Origin of the sequence: Alkalibaculum sporogenes (assembly GCF_009362815.1) — a bacterium.
Taxonomy (GTDB): Bacteria; Bacillota; Clostridia; order Eubacteriales; family Alkalibacteraceae; genus Alkalibaculum_A; species Alkalibaculum_A sporogenes.
In genome coordinates, this window is the sequence record NZ_WHNX01000007.1 from 117,050 (window position 1) to 136,212 (window position 19,163).

Annotated in this window: 15 protein-coding genes; 14 read left to right on the forward strand and 1 reads right to left on the reverse strand. The window is 32.2% G+C overall.

From position 1 onward, the window contains the following. Positions 1-3: 3 nt before the first annotated feature. From alr to prmC, 9 genes are all read left to right on the forward strand, one after another. Positions 4-1,140: an alanine racemase gene (gene alr / locus GC105_RS06265; RefSeq protein ID WP_343029969.1), complete on the forward strand. Its 1,137-nt coding sequence runs from the start codon at positions 4-6 to the stop codon at positions 1,138-1,140. Between the two features lie 248 nt (positions 1,141-1,388). Continuing rightward, positions 1,389-1,748 (forward strand): type II toxin-antitoxin system PemK/MazF family toxin, encoded by a 360-nt coding sequence (locus GC105_RS06270; RefSeq protein WP_484476966.1) that lies wholly within the window; start codon positions 1,389-1,391, stop codon positions 1,746-1,748. 655 nt (positions 1,749-2,403) lie between these two features. Next, a complete protein-coding gene (locus tag GC105_RS06275; RefSeq protein ID WP_152802838.1) occupies positions 2,404-3,270 on the forward strand; it encodes a YitT family protein in 867 nt (288 codons plus the stop codon). Between the two features lie 12 nt (positions 3,271-3,282). Then, positions 3,283-4,092: a transketolase gene (locus GC105_RS06280; RefSeq protein WP_152802840.1), complete on the forward strand. Its 810-nt coding sequence runs from the start codon at positions 3,283-3,285 to the stop codon at positions 4,090-4,092. Continuing rightward, positions 4,089-5,027, forward strand: coding sequence for a transketolase family protein (locus tag GC105_RS06285; protein WP_152802842.1), 939 nt, complete (start codon positions 4,089-4,091; stop codon positions 5,025-5,027). The genes GC105_RS06280 and GC105_RS06285 overlap by 4 nt, the downstream gene beginning before the upstream one ends. A 248-nt stretch (positions 5,028-5,275) precedes the next feature. Beyond that, the gene (pyrG, locus tag GC105_RS06290; protein WP_152802844.1) at positions 5,276-6,886 is read left to right on the forward strand and encodes a CTP synthase; all 1,611 of its coding nucleotides are present in this window, start codon (positions 5,276-5,278) and stop codon (positions 6,884-6,886) included. A gap of 559 nt (positions 6,887-7,445) precedes the next feature. Continuing rightward, on the forward strand, positions 7,446-9,101 hold the full coding sequence (gene rho, locus GC105_RS06295; RefSeq protein WP_152802846.1) for a transcription termination factor Rho: 1,656 nt from the start codon (positions 7,446-7,448) through the stop codon (positions 9,099-9,101). A 96-nt stretch (positions 9,102-9,197) separates the two neighbouring features. Next, positions 9,198-9,407: a 50S ribosomal protein L31 gene (gene rpmE / locus GC105_RS06300; protein WP_152802848.1), complete on the forward strand. Its 210-nt coding sequence runs from the start codon at positions 9,198-9,200 to the stop codon at positions 9,405-9,407. 49 nt (positions 9,408-9,456) lie between these two features. After that, the gene (gene prmC, locus GC105_RS06305; RefSeq protein WP_152802850.1) at positions 9,457-10,311 is read left to right on the forward strand and encodes a peptide chain release factor N(5)-glutamine methyltransferase; all 855 of its coding nucleotides are present in this window, start codon (positions 9,457-9,459) and stop codon (positions 10,309-10,311) included. A gap of 42 nt (positions 10,312-10,353) precedes the next feature. Here the strand turns inward: prmC and GC105_RS06310 are convergent, their stop codons facing one another. Then, positions 10,354-11,607: an aminopeptidase P family protein gene (locus GC105_RS06310; RefSeq protein WP_152802852.1), complete on the reverse strand. Its 1,254-nt coding sequence runs from the start codon at positions 11,605-11,607 to the stop codon at positions 10,354-10,356. Between the two features lie 194 nt (positions 11,608-11,801). On the opposite strand from GC105_RS06310, the gene GC105_RS06315 reads away from it, so the two are divergent. The 5 genes from GC105_RS06315 to GC105_RS06335 all read left to right on the forward strand — a co-directional run bounded on the left by GC105_RS06315 (position 11,802) and on the right by GC105_RS06335 (position 19,090). Beyond that, positions 11,802-12,671 carry an N-acetylmuramoyl-L-alanine amidase family protein gene (locus GC105_RS06315; protein WP_152802854.1) on the forward strand — a complete coding sequence of 290 codons (870 nt, stop codon included), beginning with the start codon at positions 11,802-11,804 and terminating at the stop codon, positions 12,669-12,671. Positions 12,672-12,912: 241 nt separating this feature from the next. Continuing rightward, complete coding sequence (locus GC105_RS06320; RefSeq protein WP_152802856.1) at positions 12,913-13,836, forward strand: sugar-binding transcriptional regulator; 924 nt, start codon at positions 12,913-12,915, stop codon at positions 13,834-13,836. A 21-nt stretch (positions 13,837-13,857) separates the two neighbouring features. Next, positions 13,858-15,183 carry a dihydrolipoamide acetyltransferase family protein gene (locus GC105_RS06325; RefSeq protein WP_152802858.1) on the forward strand — a complete coding sequence of 442 codons (1,326 nt, stop codon included), beginning with the start codon at positions 13,858-13,860 and terminating at the stop codon, positions 15,181-15,183. Between the two features lie 15 nt (positions 15,184-15,198). Beyond that, a complete protein-coding gene (lpdA, locus tag GC105_RS06330) occupies positions 15,199-16,557 on the forward strand; it encodes a dihydrolipoyl dehydrogenase (RefSeq protein ID WP_343029971.1) in 1,359 nt (452 codons plus the stop codon). Positions 16,558-16,624: 67 nt separating this feature from the next. Further along, positions 16,625-19,090, forward strand: a complete 2,466-nt coding sequence (locus GC105_RS06335) for an alpha-ketoacid dehydrogenase subunit alpha/beta (RefSeq protein WP_152802860.1) — start codon at positions 16,625-16,627, stop codon at positions 19,088-19,090. The last annotated feature ends 73 nt before the right edge of the window (positions 19,091-19,163 follow it).

A 19,163-nucleotide genomic window follows, 5' to 3' on the forward strand; every position in this document is an offset into this window, starting at 1 on the left:
TAAGTGAGACCTACATGGTGTGAGATAGATTTAGATAAATTGATAGATAACTATACTGCTATAAAGAATCATGTTGGACAGCAAGTTGAATTAATGCCTGTAGTTAAGGCTGATGCATATGGACATGGAGCAATACAATGTGCGAGAGCACTTATGGATATAGGTGCAAATAGATTTGCAGTTGCTATAGTAGACGAAGGGATTCAATTACGTAAGGCAGGAATAACCTGCCCTATTCTTGTTTTAGGATATATACCATTAGAGGAAATATCAAACTTAATAAAATGGGATTTAACACCTACTGTTTATACTATAGAATTTGCAAAAAAATTATCCGATAAAACAAATAAAAACCAAAAGATTCACATTAAATTAGATACGGGTATGGGTAGACTTGGATTTAGAGGATTTAAAGAAACAATCAGTGCTGTAGAAACTATAAACAAGTTAGATAATATAAACATTGAGGGTATATATAGTCATTTCGCTATATCGGATGCATTAGATAAGAGTTATAGTTATGGGCAAATAGAAGTTTTCGAAGAAGTAATTAGGGAGTTGAAAAAAAGAGGAATAGAGATTCCATTAAAGCATTTTTCAAATAGTGCGGGGATTATAGATTTACCAACTAGCCACTATAACTGTGTTCGCCCAGGAATTATACTATATGGACTATATCCTTCTCAAGAGGTACAAAAAAATAATATAGACCTAAAACCGGTAAAAAACTTTAAAACTAGAATATCTAATCTAAATACAATTCATACAAATGAAAGCGTAGGATATGGGAGAAAATATGTAGCTAACAATGAAAGGGTTATCGCTACATTAGCTGTTGGATATGCGGACGGATACAGTAGACTATTATCTAATAAAGGTGAAGTTATATTAAGAGGCCAAAGAGCAAATGTTGTAGGCACAATATGCATGGATCAATGTATGATCGATGTAACGCATATTAAAGATGTCAAAATCGGCGACGAGGTTTTACTTTATGGAGAAAATCTTCCCATTGAAGAAATTGCCCAAAAAATGGGGACTATAAATTATGAAGTAACATGTATGACGAAAGAAAGAGTACTTAAATTATATTATTGGAAAAATATTTTAATTAAATTGGATAATTTTCTTATAGAGTGACAATAATACAAATGAGAGAAAATTACATATTCATTCCCTTCATTTTTCTTGTTATTTTTGGTAACGAAATCATAAAAATAATTATAAAATATTATGAGTACTAAGTGTTTTGGATTATAAGCTAAATTATAAGATGAAATCTCTCACAATACAAGAAAAATAGATGAAATAGTTTATAATTACCTCCAATGCATATTTAGTTTTAATGAGCTAATGAAAATTAGGACTTTATAATATTAAATCGGAGAGTGAATAGGGTGAATGTCAAGCGTGGAGACGTGTATTATGCAGATTTAAGCCCAGTAGTTGGTTCTGAACAAGGAGGCATTAGACCCGTCCTCGTTCTTCAGAATAATGTAGGCAATAAGTATAGTCCGACGATAATAATATCTGCTATAACATCACAGATAAATAAATCAAAATTGCCAACGCATATTGAAATAAATGCTACAGATTTCGGCTTGAGTAAAGATTCAGTTGTATTATTAGAACAGATAAGGACCATTGACAAGAAAAGATTAAGAGAAAAAATAGGCCATTTGAATGAAGACGTAATGAATCAAGTAAATGAAGCACTTCAAATTAGCTTTGGAATGGCAAATTTTTAAATATGAAATTAGCACCCCAATTCGTAGGGGTGCTAATTTCATAAATAGCAAACTTAAAAGACCCTCAAATATATTATTATATTAAAAGAATTCAAATATTGAGCACGTTTACATAATGTAAAGCTATTTACCACTATAAATGATGTGGTATAATATTCGCATCAGCAGATTGGCTCGCAGAATTCAAATCATTTTCCGTGCTTGCACGAGAAAAGGAAGTGAATTCTATGAGCAAGTGCCAACGACCGAGACAGCAAAGCTGTTGAGGTGAGATCTGCAGCAGATTGGATGCAATTAGGGAGCAAGAGGTAGGAAACTGGACGCAGGATTAGAACTTTTTGGCTTTCGCCAAAAGAAGAAAAGTTTTTCGTAAGCGAAAAACAGCAAGCCTTCTGCCTCCAACATCTCACTTCTCACTTCTCACTTCTCACTTCTCAAGGGAGCAAGTGCCAACGACCGAGACAGCGAAGCTGTTGAGGTGAGATCTGCAGCAGATTGAATGCAATTAGGATGCGAGAAGCGAGAAGCTAGATGCAGGATTGGAGCTTTAGTTTACAGCCAAAAGCAAAGAAGGACTTATCCAAAACAAAAGCTATAAACATCTAGCATTTTTGTTTATGTTTAAATAGCGGCGGATTGAAGATAGGAGCAATTAATGAAGAATACTGATATTAAAAAAAGCAAGTTACTTTTAGATTATCTGGGAATATCAATTGGATGTATGATTATGGCTCTTAGCTTTAATTCATTTTTTGTGCCCAGCAAAATTGCGCCTGGTGGTTTTAGTGGTCTAGCTACGGTTTTGTACCATTTTACAGGTTTTCCTATAGGTATAGTGACATTAATTTTGACCATACCATTATTTTCTGTATCAATTAAATTGTTAGGAGCAAAATTTGGATTAAAAAGTTTCTATGGGACAATATTTTTTTCTATCTGTATTGATTTTATTATACGAACTCCACCATTAACGAATGATTATTTCTTAGCGTCAGTTTTTGGAGGTATCTTATTGGGTATTGGTATTGGGTTTATTTTCAGATTTGGTGGTACCACTGGTGGAACAGATTTATTAGCAGCTATTTTACACCATTACTTTAGAGGAATCCCTGTGTCTACTTGGCTGCTAATTTTGGATTCAATCGTAGTATTGATAGCAGGTATCTCATTTAGGAATATAGAGGTAACTCTTTATTCTATACTTACAATATACATTACTATGAGATTAATAGATCTGATACTAGAGGGCATTAGCTACGCAAAAGCATTCTATATCATCTCTGATTATTCATCCCAAATGGCTGATAAAATAATAAATGAGCTAGACAGAGGTGTTACTACACTAAGTGGGAAAGGTATGTATACTAAGAACAATAAAGATGTACTATTATGCGTGGTTAATAGATCACAAGTTTATGATCTTAAAGAGATGGTTAGATCAGTAGATCCAAATGCATTTGTTATATTAGCCGATGTCCATGAAGTTTTGGGCGAAGGTTTTAAAAATATAGATAAAAAATAAGGAGGTAAATGAATGGTAGATTTAAAAGTTATAGCTACTAACATTAGACAAGGCATTATTAAGCAAATATCAAATGCTGCTTCAGGGCACCCAGGAGGTTCATTATCAGGTGTGGAGATTCTAACATTATTATATTTTGAGGTAATGAAGGTTGATCCTAAGAACCCTAAAGATCCAAAAAGTGATAGGTTTGTATTATCAAAAGGACATGCCTCACCATTATTATATGCAACTTTAGCAGAAAGAGGATATTTCGATAAATCAGAGCTACTTACCTTTAGAATGATTAATAGCAAGCTACAAGGTCATCCTGATATGAAACATACTCCTGGTGTAGATATGTCCACAGGCTCATTAGGACAAGGGCTATCAGCAGCAGTTGGAATGGCGATGGCAGGAAAATTAGATAAAAAAGACTCAAAAGTTTATGCCTTATTAGGTGATGGAGAATTACAGGAAGGTATAATTTGGGAAGCAGCAATGTCGGCAAGTCATTATAATTTAGATAACTTAGTAGCATTTGTGGATTATAATGGACTACAGATAGATGGTAGATGTTGTGATGTTATGGGATCTGATCCTATAGATGCAAAATTTGAGGCATTTAACTGGAATGTAATTAGTATTTCTAATGGACATGATTTTGATGAAATAAGAGAAGGTTTAAGTAATATAGTAAAAGGAAAACCAAATGTTTTAATTTGTAAGACGATTAAAGGTAAAGGTGTATCATTTATGGAAGATCAAGTGGGTTGGCATGGATCAGCGCCAAATGAAGAACAAACAAAACAGGCATTAGCTGAGTTAGGAGGTACACTATGAGTAATCAAGTAGCTACTAGAGTAGCCTATGGAAATGCACTTGCAAAACTAGGAAAGACAAATAAAAATATCGTTGTATTAGATGCAGATTTATCTAAATCTACAAATACTGCAACGTTCTGCAAAGCTGAACCTGAGAGACATTTTAATTGTGGTATAGCAGAACAAAATATGCTTGGTATAGCAGCAGGACTTGCTGCTTCTGGCAAAATAGCATTTGCATCAACTTTTGCAGTATTTGGGGCAGGTAGAGCTTTTGAAATAATAAGAAACTCAATTTGTTACCCTAAATTAAATGTAAAAGTTGCAGTAACACATGCTGGATTAACAGTTGGAGAAGATGGTGCGACTCATCAATCTATTGAAGATGTTGCTATAATGCGTTCTCTTCCAAATATGATAGTATTATGTCCTGCAGATGCTGTTGAAACTGAAAAAATGATTAATACTATTGTTGAATATAATGGACCAGTCTATATAAGACTAGGTAGACCAAACTTGCCAATTATATTAAGTGAAGATTATGAATTTGAGATAGGTAAATCTGTAGAACTACAAGATGGTAAAGATGTGACTATTATAGCTATGGGTATTATGGTAGCACAAGCGCTTAAAGCAAGTGAAGAGCTGAAAAGTGAAGGAATTAGTGCAAGAGTTATCAATATGAGTACTATTAAACCAATAGATGAACAAGCAGTGATTAAAGCTGCAAAAGAGACCGGTGCAATAGTAACAGCAGAAGAACATAGCATTATAGGTGGTCTAGGAAGTGCAGTAGCTGATGTTTTAGTGAAGGATACATTTGCGCCACTAGAAAAAGTTGGTGTACAAGATACTTTTGGTGAATCTGGAAAGCCAGATGAATTATTAGAGAAATACGGTTTAACGTACAAAGAGATTATAGAAGCTTCAAAGAAAGCTATAGCAAGAAAGTAAAAATAACTGTATCATACATGAGATCAAAAATTTAATGTGTAATACCACTAAACTCTAACTTAATAAGTTAGAGTTTAGTCATGCAAACTTTTATTATAACTAAGGATGGTTATCTCATCCTTAGTTATAATAAAGAAATAGCATGAAATCATTGATTGATGACTCATTTAACTATATAATTAATTGACATTATTATTATTAATCTTTAAAATGAATAAGTTAAGGTCAACTACGTATGGAGGTTTTTTATGAGTACTAAATATATATTTGTAACTGGTGGAGTTGTATCATCTTTAGGAAAAGGAATTACAGCAGCATCATTAGGAAGACTGTTAAAAGATAGAGGATTAAAAGTATCTATTCAAAAATTTGATCCCTATATAAATTATGATCCAGGAACAATGAGTCCTTACCAACATGGAGAGGTTTTTGTAACTGACGACGGAGCCGAAACCGATTTAGATCTGGGGCATTACGAAAGATTTATAGACGTAAATTTATCAAAGTGGAGTAACGTAACTACAGGTAAGGTATACTGGTCAGTAATTTCTAAAGAGAGAAAAGGTGACTACTTAGGAGGAACGGTCCAAGTTATACCGCACATTACTAATGAAATTAAAGAAAATATATTAAAAGTTGGACAAGAGTCATCTCCAGATGTTGTAATAACCGAAATTGGTGGAACAGTTGGCGATATAGAAAGTTTACCTTTCTTAGAGGCCATTAGGCAATTACAAAATGATTTAGGACATAAGCGTGTATTGTTTATTCATGTAACATTACTACCGTTTTTGAATATGGCTGGAGAGTTAAAGACTAAACCAACACAACATAGTGTAAAAGAGTTAACAGGTTTAGGAATACAACCAGATATTATTATTTTAAGATCAGAAAAAGAAGTTAATGATGATATTAAAGAGAAAATTAGTTTGTTTTGCAATATAGAGTCAAATGCCGTTATTCAAAATACAGATGCTTCTGAACTCTATGAGGTACCCTTATTATTAGAAAAAGAAGGATTAGCAAACTTAGTATGTGAAAAGCTATCTATTCAATGTAATAAAGTTGATTCATCTGACTGGATTTCTATGGTGAAAAAATGTAAAAATTTAAACTCTAAAGTAAGAGTAGCATTAGTAGGAAAGTACGTTGAGCTACACGATGCATACTTATCTGTTGTCGAAGCACTAAAACACGGTGGAATTGAAAATGACTGTGAAGTAGAGATAAAATGGGTGCATTCTGAAGATATAACAGAAGAAAATGTAAAATCAACATTTGAAGATGTAAGCGGTATTATTGTGCCTGGCGGATTTGGACATAGAGGCGTAGAAGGTAAAATACTAGCAGCTAAATATGCAAGAGTTAATAATATACCTTATTTTGGATTGTGTTTGGGATTACAAATTGCTGTAATTGAGTTTGCAAGGAATGTAGTTGGTTTAAAAGGTGCGCATAGTTCAGAATTAGATGCAAATACACCATACCCTGTAATTGATATTATGCAAGAGCAAAAGGATATTGACGATAAAGGTGGGACTATGAGATTAGGCTTATATCCTTGTAAAATTAAAGAAAAAACAAAGGCTATGGAAGCTTATGGAAGTGAATTAGTAGATGAGCGGCATCGTCATCGTTATGAAGTAAACAATGCATACAGAGAAGCCTTAGAAGAAAAGGGTATGATTATAAGTGGTATTTCTCCAGATAGGATGCTAGTAGAAATGATAGAGATAAAGAATCACCCTTGGTTTGTAGCTACACAAGCTCATCCAGAATTTAAATCACGACCTAATAAGGCCCATCCCTTGTTTAGAGATTTCATAAAAAACATTAAGAAAATCAGCAATAAAGCTTAATAATAGTTTAAATAATGAAAAAATATCTCTATTTCTGAGATATTTTTCTTTAAGTTATCAACGTTATACACTATTAAACGGGGGATAATGTGGATAAGTGGACGATTTACTGTGGACAATGTGGATAAAAGTCCGTAAAAATAGATATAGTGATGAAAAAAACATTATATTGTGTATATAATAGATACTATATACTAAAGTTGCTAACAATGTGTTGATTACCTAGATAATATGCTTGTGGATAAGATATTAAGAGAAACAGAAATAATAATATTTTCAAACAATCATTGACAACAGAAATTTATTTGATATATTATTATATAGACAAGCTAATTAAAATATGTTTGTAATCTCGAACGATTCTGTTTAATATTCATTAATTTTGGACATTATATTTGTATATATTATTTTATGATAAGATAATTTGATTTAGTACACTTCAATGCATTTCTATCATATTGAAAAACGATCGAAGTCGCTATTCATTATATTTTCAAATCCTAATTTTCTTCTAAATATCTACTAATAATCTGTCGTACATAATACCGGAGGTGTTTAATTGAACAAAGATAATCTAGAAAAATTAACTATACTGCAATTAAGAGAAAAAGCTAAGGAGTTAGGCATCCATAGTATTACAAAATATAAAAAGCACGAATTAATTGTGCAGATACAAATGGCAACAAAAGAAGAACTAAGTAATATTAGTAATAAAGATCAAAATGAAACCGACAGTAAAATCTCAATTCCCGTTAAGACTACTACTAAAGAGAATATAAAATACTCTAAACTAAAAGACAATATTCAAGATGCTTTCGATTTACAAGGTACGCTTCAGATACTTCCTGAAGGGTTTGGTTTTGTCAAAAATGATGAAATGGCAACCCCAGAAGAATATGTATATGTTTCTGCTTCTCAAATCCAAAAATTTAAGCTTGAATCGGGCAATGAAATAAAAGGAAAAGTACGTAGTCCTAAAGAAGGCGAAAAATATTTTGCCATGCTTTTTGTAGAAAATGTAAATGGGAAAAAAACAAGCCAAATACTTAAAGAAGAAGAAAATTTAATGAGTAATCCAGACAAAAAGGATATGACAAAGTATAGTAAATCTCAAGGGGGAATACTAGATATAAACCCTGACGGATTTGGATTTCTTAGAACGAATAATTATTTAACAGGTGAGAATGACATATATGTATCTCCATCACAAATAAGGAGATTTAAATTGCGTAGAGGAGACAAAATCTACGGTAAAATAAGAATACCAAACGAGGGCGAAAAATTTGATGCATTGCTATACGTAGAAACAGTAAATGGTGACGCACCAGAAAAAGTAGTAAACAGACCAAATTTTGAAAAGCTTACACCAATATTTCCAGAGGAAAAGATTAGATTGGAGACAAGTGGAAAGATATATTCGACTAGAATCATTGATTTATTTGCACCTGTTGGAAAGGGACAAAGGGGTATAATAGTCGCAGCACCTAAGGCTGGGAAGACTATACTATTAAAACAGATTGCTGACTCTATTACAAAGAACCATCCAGAAATAGAGCTTATTGTTTTGTTAGTTGATGAAAGACCAGAAGAAGTTACTGATATGATACGATCGATTAAAGGTGACGTTGTATATTCTACATTTGATCAATTACCATCAAATCATATTAAAGTAGCAGAAGTTGTTTTAGAAAGAGGTAAAAGACTTGTAGAACAAGGTAAGGATGTAGTTATCCTAGTAGATAGTATAACTAGGTTCACAAGAGGAAATAATCTAGTAGTTCCTCCTTCAGGTAGAACTCTTTCAGGTGGGTTAGATCCAGAAGCATTATATTTACCTAAAAAATTCTTTGGAGCAGCACGAAACATTGAAGAAGGTGGTAGTTTAACTATATTAGCTACAGCACTAATAGATACTGGGAGTCGTATGGACGATGTTATCTTTGAAGAATTTAAAGGTACAGGAAATATGGAATTACACTTAGATCGTAGTTTAGCAGAAAAGAGGATATTTCCTGCAATAGATATATATAAATCAGGAACTAGAAGAGAAGATAAACTATTAACTGAAATGGAATTAAAACTTGTTTTTGGAATTAGAAAGATGTATAGCAACTCATCAAATGCAGATGTAACAGAGAAAATAATCGATATATTATCAAGAACAAAGAGTAATAAGGATTTTATTAACTTCTTTATTTCAAAATATAATTTCTAAAAATATTTGCTATATAAGAAATATCATGATAAAATATCATGAGTGTAAACTATGTATATTATTTATATAATTTCGTTAGGAAAAGAGGTGATTGTAATGAAGGAAGGTATTCATCCAAATTACAAAAAATCTATAGTAAAATGTGCTTGTGGAAATACTTTTGAAACTGGTTCTATTAAAGAAGAATTAAAAGTTGAGATATGTTCTGCTTGTCATCCTTTCTTTACTGGAAAACAAAAATTAATTGATACAGGCGGTAGAGTAGATAGATTTAAAAAGAAATATGGAATCAAAGACGAACAATAGTAGATCAGCTGCCTAGCAGCTGATCTTTACTACTATATAAGGAGTTATAATGATTACAATATCTGAATTATTAATTAATAGCACGAAACTATTAAGAGAGAACAATAATGCTTCACCAAGATTAGATGCTGAAGTCATGTTAGGACACCTATTGAATGTAGAACGCTCTTATTTTATTATCCATAGCGACGTACTACTTGAAGATAAAGAAGTATTAAAGTATAAAGAAATGATGTTTAGAAGGCTACAAGGAGAGCCCATAGCATACATTATTGGGCATCAAGAATTTATGGGTTTAAATTTCTTGATAAATAATCATGTCCTTATTCCAAGGCCAGATACAGAGAAATTAGTAGAATACGTGATAGATTATTGTAAAAATATGAGCGACAAAATTTTAAATATACTAGACATTGGAACTGGAAGTGGTGCCATAGCACTTTCAATTGGAAAAAATATACATGACTGTACTTTGACTTTAGTTGATATATCAGAAAATGCGCTAAGGGTTGCAAAAATTAACGCAGAGAAATTAAAAATTTCAAGTAAAGTTAAGTTCGTGCTTAGTGACTGCTTCAAAGAAATCGAGAATCAAAAATTTGATATTATTGTTTCTAATCCACCATATATACCGTCACATGATATTGAATGTTTACAAACAGAAGTTAAAACGTATGAACCACGAGGTGCCCTTGATGGAGGGAAAGACGGACTATTGTTTTATAGAAGAATAATTAGAGATGCTAAAAACTTCCTTGTGAAAGACGGGTTAATTGGTTTTGAAATAGGATATAATCAAGGGCAAGAAGTCTCTAAATTATTAAGAGCTGGTGGATATGATAATATTCAAATTATTAAAGACTTAGGGAGACATGATAGAGTAGTTGTAGGAAATTTGAAATAGAACATAGATAATATTCTCGCATATTATCTATGTTCTACTCAGTTAATTACTAATACTCGACATAAATGATTCAATGGCATCTACTTCTTTTATAATATGATTAGAAAGGTTGATGTTTCCTTCTTCAGTAATTAAAATATCATCTTCTATCCTAATTCCAATTGACTCTTCTTGAATATACAAACCAGGTTCGCAGGTATAAACCATACCAGGTTGTAATATCACGTCTCTATCTCCAATATCATGAGTATCTAGACCAAGAGAGTGCCCGATGCTGTGATAATAGTAATTGTCTATTTCTTCTAAAGATTTGATAAGACCTATACTGATACAACCTTGAGCTAAAAGGTTTCTTGCTAATTTATTAATAGCTGTCATAGATGCTCCTGGTTGCATATGGTTAATGACTTCTTTCATACAAGATAATACCACATTGTATACTTCTTTTTGCCTATTAGTAAACTTACCGTTTACTGGAAATGTTCTTGAGATATCAGAACAATAATTATCAACACTAGCCCCGAGATCAAATAAGATCAAATCATGTTCCTTTAAGACTCTTTTATTATCTATATAGTGAAGTATGGTACCATTAATTCCAGAAGCAGCAATTGTTTGAAAAGCATGTTGAACACCTTTTGATTTTAGAGTAAAATCAAAATACGCTTCTAATTCACACTCTCGCATACCAGGCTTACTATTTTTCATTAAGTTTTCTATACCTTCATTAGTAATATTTATAGCCTTTATAATTCGAGCCACTTCTTCTGTACTTTTAATACTACGTAATTTTACAAATTCCTTAGAAATATCAGCAATATCTAATTGGGGATATTTATTTATAATCTCTCTAGAAAAAGCGATGGGCATAGTATCAGGATCATCCCAAGCGTATTTACTTAGATCGAAGTATACATATGTTATGGGTTTGTTACTAGAACTCAAACATCGAACAAGTTTAGATTTGAAGTCATTTTGATATAGTATCATTTCTATTCCAGAAATTTCTGTAGCTTCGTCTACAGAAATGGATTCTCCCACCCATTTTGCTAAAATAGGATCAGGCTTTTCGACAAATAAAAACTCTTCTACTTTGCCTTCAAAGTTTATAGCCATAAAAGTTATATTTTCTTTTTGAATACCAGTAAGATAATAAAAATTCTTATTAACTTCAAAATTATAATAGGCATCATTAGATTTATGAGGTGCTTTGCCAGAAAATAAAATAATTATGCTATTATTTTTTAGCATAGAATAAATGCTCGCTCTATTTTTAATAAAAAACATTTTATTCATATCGATCACTTCCTTTATATACATTGTACCATTGTGATTATTAAATATAATAATGTTTTTATGATTTAAAGACAACTAAATCTAAGGTTAAATATAAGAATATATTAAGAATATATTAAGAATATGTAGAAATATATGTGCTATTATTATTAAAAAGAGAGTAAAACGTCTCATAAGAAGGTGAATGTCGACATATGAAAAGAAAAACTAAAAAGAGAAAAAGAAATCTGAAAATAGTAGTGAGTATTATAATTAGCATTATATTTTTTATATTTATATTAGAATTAATCAATGGTGGTCAAACTAAAAATATTACAATTATGATTGATTCCGGTCACGGTGGAGCTGAAGATAATCTAAAAGGCGCTAAAATATCAACAGGTGGAAGAGAAGTGACATTAAACAATAGTTTATCTCTATTAATTTCGAAGTATTTAGAGGAGGAGGGATACACAGTAGCTGTAACTAGAGATTTAAATATTGAAGACGAGCACGTATCATTAGGACAAAGATGCGAAATTGCTAATGAATTAATGCCTGATCTGTTAATGAGTGTACATCATGATTCTATATCAGATAAATCAGTTACAGGATTTAGCCTATATTACAGTAGTTATAGGCCTAATTTAGATATGGATGATGTGTATGTATTATATAAAAATAAAGAGTATAAATTCTTGAAAGAAGAAATAATAGGAGGGAGAAGTAATGTTTTTTTTCAAGACAATAGTGAAACAAGGAAAGTAATTAGCGGTCAAGATAATTATAAAGTGATAGACAAATCACCACATGAGATTTCCATTAGAAGTCAAGAATTTGCTGAAATTTTATTCACTGAGTTAGAGGATATAGGATATATGCAACCGCTACACGGTAGTAGAGAAAGAGCAATAATAGATAACGATTTAAGGATTACGCGTAGTACAAATGTACCAAGTATACTTATAGAGGCTGGTTTTATGAGCAACGTAGAAGAAGCAAAGCAGATTAGCAATAAAGAAAACCAAGAGGAATTTGCAAGACGAGTTGTACAAGCAGTGAATAGATATTTTAATCAACCGTAGACAGTGATGAGATTAATAATCATAAGAAAGATGCTTAGATGCATCTTTCTTATTTTATAGCAAAGATTTAATTAGAATACGACAAACATTATTTCGCACTTGTACATTTGTTCAAGATAATTTATAATAATATAAAGTGAAACTTTATTCAGTAGGCGATTTTTTCCATTTTAAATTTTAATTTTGAAGAGGGAATTTTAGTGCCTGTTAATGCGGGATAAAGAATAGAAGGAGGATATCTATGGATTATTCTAAGAGTCTATTATTAAAGGTTGCAGAGTTATACTATAACCAAAATATGAACCAACAACAGATTGGAGATAAACTTAAAATATCAAGAGTGAAAGTATCTAGACTTTTAACTGAGGCGAAAAACAAAGGCATTGTCAAAATAGATATTATATATCCTAAGGATAATTGTCTGGAATTAGAAAGAGAATTAGAGGAAAGATATAACTTAGAAGAAGCTGTAATAATTTCAGCACGTGATAAATCAAAAGATGTAGTCTATTCTGAAGTTACTAGTGCTGTAGCACAATTTCTTGAAGAAAAGGTTAATAAGAACGATATTATAGGAATCGCTTGGGGAAGAACTTTAAAAAAGGTAGCTAACAGGATCCGTGAAGTTAATAAAGAGGTAAGAATTGTGCAGTTATTAGGTAATATAGGATCTAGTGATGTAAGTGGAGATATTATTGTAAGAACTATTGCAAATTCTTTTCATGGTAGTATTCATCTACTACCTACACCGGCTATAGTAGATAATGTAGAGATTAAACAAGCAATTATGAGTGATGGGAATGTTTCAAATATATTTGCAATACAAAAACAATGTTCGCTAGCTATCGTTGGGGTTGGTGTAGTAAGTGAAAAATCAACTTTAGCATTATCTGATTATTTGAATCAAAATGATCTTAGTTTACTAAAACAAGATGGGGCTGTAGGAGAAGTATGTGGAAGATTTATTGATAAGCATGGAAATGTATGTGAGACCCCAGTTAACGATAGGGTATTAGGCATAGATATAAAGGATTTAGCTGAAATTCCCTGTGTAGTAGCTGTTGCTACAGGGGATGAAAAGGTTAAGCCTATACAAGCTGTTTTAAATACAGGAGCTATAAATGTATTAGTAACTGACGAAAATACTGCAAGAAGATTATTATAACTTTAATTAGGAGGGAATAACATGGCAAATGTAGTTATAATGCCGCAAATTGGTTTAAATGAAACTAGTAATTTAATTAGTACTTGGAACGTGGAAGTTGGAGAAGAAGTTAAGATTGGAGATATACTTTTTTCTATAGAAACGGATAAGTCTTCTATGGAAGTAGAGTCTGAGTTTGAAGGAATTCTATTAAAAAAATTGTACGAAGAAGGAGATGCTTGTGACGTACTTACTCCTGTAGGAATAATAGGACAAAAAGGAGAAGATATTAAGAATATTATATTTGAAGAAAAATCAGTGAATGAAAATGAAATGCAACAAGAAGATACTGTAACAGAAAATACACAAAAGAGTGTAACGCTAGTTCAAACAAATAGAGATGGAGTGTCTAGAATTTCACCTAGGGCAAAAAACCTAGGAAGCAAAAAAGGTTTAAACTTAGAATATGCAGTAGGTACTGGTCCTGAAGGTAGAATAATTGAAAGAGATATCTATTCATTACTAGAGAATGGACCAGTTATGACTAAGGCTGCTGGATTAGAAGCAGGAGATGTAGATGCTTCTTTAATTAATGCTACAGGACTAGGTGGTAAAATTTTAACTAAAGATATAGGTAATACTGTGCAACAGGAGACATCAGTTAATAAAGATGAGTATAAAGTAGTGAAACTTACTAATATTAGAAAATTAATTGCAAAAAACATGATGCAGTCACTACAGAGTACAGCACAGTTAACCTTAAGTGCATCATTTGATGCAACAAGTATTATGGAATATAGAAAAATAATAAAAAGTAGCACTGATAATTTTAGTCTAGCTAATATTACATTAAACGATATGGTTATGTACGCCATATCTAGAACGGTAAATAATTTTGAAAACTTAAACGCTCATATGATAAATGAGGAAGAAATAAAAATATTTACTAATGTACATTTAGGCTTTGCATGTGATACAGATAAAGGCTTAATGGTGCCTACAATATTTAATTCAAACAATATGACACTTAACGAAATTTCACAAACATCTAAAGAACTTGCTACTGCTTGTCAAAAAGGAAATATTGACCCATCAAAATTACAAAACGCAACGTTTACGGTCTCAAATCTAGGAAACTTTGGGATAGAAAACTTCACACCTGTTTTAAATCCTCCACAAACAGGGATTTTAGGAGTCGGATCTATAGAATATAGAGTAAAAAAAGTTGGAAGTGAATTTGTAGAGTATCCAGCAATGATGATTTCATTAACATTTGATCATAGAGCTATTGATGGGGCACCAGCCGCTAGATTTATTCAAGAACTAAAAAATAATCTAGAGAATTTCTATTTATTATTAGCAAAATAAAGGAGTGATTGAATAGTGTATGATTTAATTGTTATTGGAGCAGGACCAGGAGGATACTTAGCTGCTGAAAGAGCGGGGGGCGCAGGACTTAAAACTATGGTAATAGAGAAAAAAAATATAGGTGGAGTATGCTTAAATGAAGGTTGTGTACCATCAAAAACAATACTAAATTCATCCAAAATATATGAGTATGCTAAGAATGGAAATAAATATGGTGTAACATGTGAGAATGTAATATATGATCAAAAAAAAGTAATTAAAAGAAAGAATATAGTAGTGAAAAAATTAGTAAGTGGCATACAGGCAGTTCTGGCAAAGAATAAAGTAGAAGTAGTTAGTGGTAAGGGCGTAATAGTAGGAAAGACTTCGGAAGGTTTTGAAATAAGTGTTAATGGAGAACAACATACTTGCAAGAATCTTATTATTGCAACTGGATCTGAGGCATTAATACCACCTATACCAGGAGTGAAAGAAGCTTTTGAAAAAAGTATTATTGTAACTAATAGAGAGATTTTAGATCTTACCACTATACCGGAGAGATTAACGGTTATTGGTGGTGGTGTTATTGGTTTAGAAATGGCATCGTATTTTGCTACAGTTGGGAGTAAAGTTACAGTTATTGAAATGATGGATAGAATTGGTGGTTATACAGATCGAGAGATAGGCACTATATTAAAAGGTAATTTGGAAAAAAAGGGTATTACATTTTTACTTGAATCGAAAGTGACTAAAGTAATGGATAGTCGCGTTTATTATGAAATAGAAGGAAAAGAAACGAGTATAGATAGTGATAAAATATTACTCAGTATTGGTAGAAGAGCAAATATATCTAATATAGGGCTAGAAAAACTTAGTATAGCAGTTGAAAAAGGAGCTATAAAAGTAGATGAAACATGTAAAACAAACATTCCAAGTGTCTACGCAATAGGAGATATAAATGGTACATCTATGTTAGCACATACAGCTTATAGAGAAGCAGAAGTAGCTGTAAATAATATTTTAGGAAACAGAGACATCATGAGATATAGTGCGATACCTTCAGTAATCTATACAAATCCAGAAGTAGCGTCTGTTGGTGAAACAGAAGAAACAGCAAAGAATAAAGGAATTTCATTTGAGATAAAGAAAATATCTATGAACTATAGTGGTAGATATATGGCAGAAAATGAAGGTGGGGACGGTATTGCAAAAGTTCTCATTGACAAAAAGTACAAAAAGATAATAGGAGTTCAAATTATTGGAAGCTACGCATCAGAGATTATTTATGGTGCAGGTATTATGGTAGAAACAGAAATGTTAGTAAAAGACCTACAGGAAATAGTTTTTCCGCACCCTACTGTCAGTGAAATAATTAGGGAAGCTATATTTAGTTAATAAAGCGTAACAGTAATATAGAAGAAGTGACTATTAGCGAATAGTTAATAAAAATGGAGGTACAAAAATGCCAAAAAGTATAAATATCGATCCTATTGAAAGAAGAAAACCAGGGGAACTCACATTCAAACCGATCCCACTTAATCAATATCAAAAAAGAGTTAAAGATGTAAAAGAAGAATATACTAAAAAAGAATTATTAAATATGTATAGAGATATGATTCTCATACGTGAATTTGAAATGATGTTGCAGGATTTAAGAACTACAGGTGAATATAGAGGGGTAAAATATAGCTATACAGGACCTGCTCATTTGTATTTAGGACAAGAGGCGACAGCAGTTGGACAATCATTTATATTAGATAAAGAAGACTTAGTATTTGGAACACATAGAAGTCATGGTGAGTTAATTGCAAAAGGAATGTCAGCATTAGAAAAATTAGATGAAAAAGAATTGATAGAAATCATGGAAAAATCTCACGGTGGAGCTCAATTAAAAGTTGTAGAACAAGGGTTTAAAGGTAGTGTAAAAGAATTAGCCATGAGATTTTATATTTACGGAATTGCAACTGAAATATTTGGTAGAAAAAATGGATTTGCTCAAGGATTAGGAAATTCAATGCATGCTTTCTTTATTCCATTTGGAGTTTATCCAAATAACGCTATTGTTGGTGGATCTGCGCCAGTAGCACTGGGTGCAGCTCTTTATAAAAGAGTAAATAAAAAAGATGGTATTATAATCGCCAATGCAGGAGATGGATCATTAGGCTGTGGGCCAGTATGGGAATCTATGAATATGGCAGCTATGGATCAATTAACTACATTGTGGGATGAAGCTCATAAAGGTGGGCTACCAGTTTTATTTAACTTCAATAACAATGGTTATGGAATGGGTGGACAGACAGTAGGAGAGACAATGGCATATAATATACTTGCTAGAGTTGGTGCGGGAATTAGTCCGACTCAATTGCACGCAGAGCGAGTAGATGGATACAATCCATTAGCGGTTATAGATGCAATGAAGAGAAAAAAAGAAATACTTATAAGCGGAGAAGGGCCAGCTTTACTAGATCTCGTCACTTATAGAATTGGTGGGCATTCTACCTCAGATGCTGGACCATATAGAACAAAAGAAGAATTGGAAGCTTGGAAGGACATGGATGCTATCCTCAGCTTTAGAAACGATATTTTAGAAGCAGAAATGGCGACTGAAAAAGAAATAAATGACGTAAAGCAAACATCTGAAATTTTAATTCAAGAAGTATTTAAATTATCTATAGATGATAGTGTGTCGCCAAGAATGGATTTAGTTAATGAAGTAGATTCTATCGAAAAATATATGTTCTCTAATGAAAAAATTCCTAAAATGGATGACAGAACACCAGATGTATTAGGGCCTAAGAGTGATAATACTCGTATTAAAAGAATAGAAAAAAAAGAAAGAGTAGGGATTAAAGACGGTAAAACTGTACCATCAGTAAAAGCATATCAGTTTAGAGATGCAGTATTTGAGGCTTTAATGGACAAATTTTATGAAGATCCAACTTTAATAAGCTTTGGGGAAGACCTTAGAGATTGGGGTGGAGCTTATGGAGTATATAAAAATATGGAAGAATCGATTCCATACCATAGATTATTTAACTCACCAATATCAGAATCTGCTATCGTAGGTGCAGCTGTTGGATACGCAATGCTAGGTGGAAGAAGTGTACCAGAATTAATGTATTGCGATTTTATGGGCAGGGCTGGAGACGAAATATTTAATCAATTGGCAAAATGGCAATCTATGACTGCAGGACAATTAAAAATGCCAGTAGTACTTAGGACGTCAGTAGGGGCAAAATACGGTGCACAACATTCACAAGATTGGTCATCTTTATGTGCACATATACCAGGTCTAAAAGTAGTATTTCCAGCTACTCCTTACGATGCAAAAGGTCTTATGAACGCAGCATTAAATGGCAGTGACCCAGTGGTATTCTTTGAAAGTCAAAGATTGTATGGCATTGGCGAAATGTTTAATCCAGAAGGTGTGCCAGAAGGGTATTATGAAATTCCAATAGGAGAACCAGATGTTAAAAGGGTAGGTTCAGATTTAACCATATTAAGTATAGGCGCTACATTATATAAGGCTATAGAAGCAGCAGAGAAATTAGAAAAAGAATTTAGTATGTCTGTAGAAGTAATTGATGCAAGGAGTATTGTGCCATTTAACTTTGAGCCAGTTATAGAGTCCGTAAAGAAGACAGGAAGAATACTCTTAACAAGTGATGCAACTCAAAGAAATTCAGTGTTAAATGATTTTGCACAGAATATTTCAGAATTAGCATTTGATTACCTAGATGCTCCACCAGTAGTAGTAGGTTCAAGAAACTGGATTACTCCAGTAGATGAATTAGAAGAGTATTTTTTCCCACAAGCTGACACAATAATAGATGCGATACATGAAAAGATTGTTCCGCTAGAAGGACATAAAGTAAGGTTTAACCATACAAAGATAGATCAAATAAGAAGACATAAGTTAGGATTATAAATTTATATATTAAGGGCGTAAGCCCTTTTTATATTATATAGATTTAATAAATTACAGGTCACATAAGGGTACA